This is a genomic window from Streptomyces sp. (assembly GCF_019510245.1).
Lineage (GTDB): Bacteria > Actinomycetota > Actinomycetes > Streptomycetales > Streptomycetaceae > Streptomyces.
The window spans coordinates 1-1,558 of sequence record NZ_JAEKKT010000550.1 but is presented as its reverse complement, the minus strand read 5'-3'; the positions used below and the strand labels follow the sequence as shown (position 1 = coordinate 1,558).

The 1,558-nt window shown below is 68.9% G+C and carries 2 protein-coding genes and 1 pseudogene; 1 reads left to right on the top strand and 2 read right to left on the bottom strand.

The annotated features are described in order from the left end of the window. The coding region (locus JF597_RS55330; protein WP_294014875.1) for a PadR family transcriptional regulator at positions 1-291 on the bottom strand (291 nt) is incomplete at its 3' end. A gap of 356 nt (positions 292-647) precedes the next feature. Here JF597_RS55330 and JF597_RS55325 point away from each other — a divergent pair. Next, a complete protein-coding gene (locus tag JF597_RS55325) occupies positions 648-1,361 on the top strand; it encodes an SDR family oxidoreductase (protein WP_294014871.1) in 714 nt (237 codons plus the stop codon). 45 nt (positions 1,362-1,406) lie between these two features. Here the strand turns inward: JF597_RS55325 and JF597_RS55320 are convergent. Further along, positions 1,407-1,558 (bottom strand): annotated as a pseudogene (locus tag JF597_RS55320) (IS630 family transposase); the annotation flags it as partial.

Here is a 1,558-nt window from a genome sequence, read left to right as displayed (position 1 = left end):
CGCCTGCTGCATCCGCAGCGCTTCCCGGCCGAGCGCCTCGGTGCCGTCCTCGGTGAGCCGGTAGTAGGGCCGCGCCCGCCCGTCCACGATCTCCTCATGGCCGGCGGCCACCAGCCCGGCCCGCTCCATCCGCTCCAGCGCGCCGTAGAGAGTGCCGACAGCGATCCGGAGCCGCCCGTCGGTGGCCTGCTCGGCAGCCTTGATGATGCCGTAACCGTGCAACGGACCATCCATGAGTGCAGCAAGGATGAAGTACTGCGGTTCCGTCAAGGGCGGATTCTGTCTGGTCATGCATCGAGCATATATCGAGCTACGAAATATATCTGCCAGCCATGGGTGATCACCGGCAGCACTTCCAGGCCCGCGGCGAGCGTCGCCCTGTCTCGGGGGTTCGGCGAGGTGGCCTTGTTCGAAGCGGGCGCCGGCCGGCGGGCTGTGCACCGCGATGAGCGGCCCTTGCCGCTCGTAGTGGCCGGCGCACGGCGGGCACTGAGACGCCGGCACCTCGTGCCACCTCGCCGATGCGGATCGATCGCTCGGCCGCGGCCACTGTGACGGTCATGGGGATCATGGGTGATTCCTCTCACCCGTGGCCCTGACGATTAGCACTTGCCTCTGACGCCAGCGTCAGGTTTTAGCGTACGGCCATGGATATCAACAACTCCGTCGCCCTTGTCACCGGAGCCAACCGCGGCCTGGGCCGCGCCTTCGCCCAGCGCCTGCTCGAACGGGGCGCCCACAAGCGTCGACCGGAGACCGTGGACCTGCCGGGGGGCGAGGTGCTGCCCCTCGACATCACCGATCCGGCATCCGTGAGGGCCGCCGCCGAGGCCGCCCCGGACGTCTCGCTCCTCATCAACAACGCGGGAATCAGTACGGGGACCGACCTGGTGACCGGTTCGCTGGACGCGGTGCGGCACGAGCTGGAAACCAACATGTTCGGCCACCTGGGAATGATCCGGGAGTTCGCGCCGGCGCTCGCCGGGAACGGCGGGGGCGCGATCGTCAACGTCATCTCCGCCATGTCGTGGTTCGGCGGCAAGGGCGCCAATGCCTACCACCTCACCAAGGCCGCCGCCTGGGCCATGACCAACGGCGTCCGCCTGGAGCTCGCCGAGCAGGGCACGCTCGTCACAGCGGTACACCTCGGTTTGGCCGACACCGACATGACGGCGGGCTGGTCCGTGGACAAGCTCGCTCCGTCTGACCTGGCCGACGCGGCGCTCGACGGTGTCGAGGCGGGCTCCGCCGAGGTGCTCGCCGACCAGTGGAGTCGGGACGTCAAGTCCCGTCTGCCGCTGACGCCGGAAGAGTTCAACGCCGCAATGGACCGCGCCCTGGCGGCGCTGATGGCGGCCTGAGGCGCCCCTCGGACCGCACCGCAGGGAGTGGTGTCGTGTCGCCGATCAGGCGGATCCGATGGTCGGGCCGCTCTCGGCGAGGCGGCCGTCTATGAGGTGACTGCGGTACTGGATGAGGTGTAAGCCGCGTCGGATGCGCTGGTCGAGGTGTTCGGTGGTAGTGCAGGCGACGTTGGAGAGCCATCCGCGACCGGCCC